The sequence below is a fragment of the Peribacillus sp. genome (genome assembly GCF_059453735.1).
This window is the reverse complement of the sequence record NZ_JAZVJO010000430.1, coordinates 1-2149: the sequence shown is the minus strand read 5'-3', so window position 1 is coordinate 2149 and position 2149 is coordinate 1. Positions and strand designations below refer to the sequence as shown.

The following is a 2149-nucleotide window of genomic DNA, read 5'->3' as shown; positions in this document are numbered from 1 at the left end:
TGTACATTTTGTGCATATAAATCAGTCTGTCAGTTTGATGAGTCGTTAGAGGAGAACGAGTTTAACGTACTGGTAAATAGAAAAGACGCAGATATCTTACACATCCTTAAGAAGGGGCGGAATGATGATGCGTAAAACGCTTATACCTCTGATGCCAGCGAGTGCGACTTGGACAGAAGACCAATGGAAAGCAATCTGGGCTAAGGATCAGGACATTCTTGTGGCTGCTGCGGCAGGCTCGGGGAAGACGGCTGTGCTCGTTAATCGAATCATCGAGAAAATCCTTTCAGAAGAGGATCCATTGAATGTTGATGAACTTCTTGTCGTGACGTTTACGAACGCCTCAGCCGCAGAGATGAAACACAGAATTGGAGATGCGCTTGAACAAGCGATTAAAGATAACCCAAACTCGCAGCATTTGCGTAAACAAGTAAGTTTGATTCATAAAGCTTCCATTTCAACGCTGCACTCCTTTTGCTTAGACGTAATCCGGACCTATTATTATTTAACCGATGTAGATCCTGGGTTCCGAATAGCCGATTCTACAGAGGCCGAATTATTACGTGATGAAGTGATGGAAGAGTTATTTGAGGAACACTACAGTCAAAGCGATAACGAACGCTTCTTTAAACTTGTTGATGCCTATACAGGAGACCGGAATGATACAGCACTGCAGACAATCATTCGTTCCTTGCATAATTTTTCACGGTCGCATCCCCATCCTGAGGCTTGGCTTGATCAGGCGGCAGCGATGTATGATTTGCCAGAAGAAACGAAAATCGATGATTTACCCTTTATTAAAGAGCTGACTTTTGATATTACCTTACAGCTCGAAACCGCTCGATCTTTACTTAACCAAGCTCTTGAGCTTTCTAAGCAGCCTGGAGGACCGGCGCCGAGAGCGGAGAATTTCATTGCTGACCTTACGATTATTGAAAGATTAAAGCAAGCCCATCAGGATTCTTGGGGAAGTATGTACGAAGCGATGCAGATCGACAACAGTTTTTCAAGAGCTAAAGCGTGTAAGGGTGACTCCTTTGATAAAGAAATGGTCAAAACAGCTGATAACTATCGTAAAAAAGCGAAAAAGATAATTGATACATTAAAAGTTGATTTATTTTCCCGGAAGCCCGAACAATATCTAGAAGATATACGCGGTTTAAAGGGGTATGTGGAAACACTCGTAGATTTAGTTAAACAGTTTGGTACGATGTTTCAAGCAGCCAAGGCGGAAAAAAACCTCGTTGATTTTTCAGATTTAGAACATTATAGTTTAGCGATTTTAGCTGATTCAGCGGAATTGGGCAGCCTCAAGCCTTCAAAAGCGGCATTGGGTTATCGCAAACAGTTTAAAGAAGTACTTGTGGATGAATATCAGGATACAAATTTAGTTCAGGAATCGATTCTGAAGCTTGTAACAGCGGATGGAGAAAACAGCGGGAATCTTTTCATGGTTGGTGATGTTAAGCAGTCCATTTATCGTTTCCGTTTGGCGGAACCGAATCTTTTTCTAGGAAAATATACTCGATTTACTCATGACGGCAGCGAAAGCGGTCTTCGAATCGACTTAAATCGTAATTTCCGCAGCCGAAGTGAGGTATTGTCCGGAACGAATTTCTTATTTAAACAGCTAATGGGCATCACGGTTGGTGAAATTGAATATGATGAAGACGCTGAACTAAAAAAAGGAGCTTCCTATCCCGAGGATAAGTCGTATCCAATCGAGCTGACTTTAATTGATAACGCAAATGTGGATTCAGGCAGTTCCGTAGACGAATTAGGTGATGGAGAAGAGTTCGGATTTGATGATGAAGAACTGGAAACTGCACAGTTAGAAGCTAGAATGATGGCAAAGCTGATTAAACAAGCTATTAATGAGAAACAGCAGGTCTATGATACAAAAGCAGGGATTTACCGGGCGATTACGTATCGTGATATGGTTGTCTTACTACGGTCTATGCCATGGGCGCCGCAAATCATGGATGAGTTTAAAAAACAGGGAATCCCTGTGTATGCAAGTCTATCTACCGGATATTTTGAAGCAAACGAAGTAAGAATCATGCTTTCACTGTTGAAAACGATTGATAATCCACAGCAGGATATTCCGCTGGTATCGGTGCTTCGTTCACCAATTGTCGGTCTTGATGAG

Annotated in this window: 2 protein-coding genes; both read left to right on the top strand. The window is 42.1% G+C overall.

What is annotated here, in order from left to right:
* Positions 1-135 (top strand): hypothetical protein (locus AC52RT_RS14130; RefSeq protein ID WP_495541332.1); only part of this gene is annotated, 135 nt, incomplete at its 5' end.
* Positions 128-2149 (top strand): helicase-exonuclease AddAB subunit AddA (gene addA, locus AC52RT_RS14125; RefSeq protein WP_495541331.1); only part of this gene is annotated, 2022 nt, incomplete at its 3' end. The genes AC52RT_RS14130 and addA, both read left to right, overlap by 8 nt.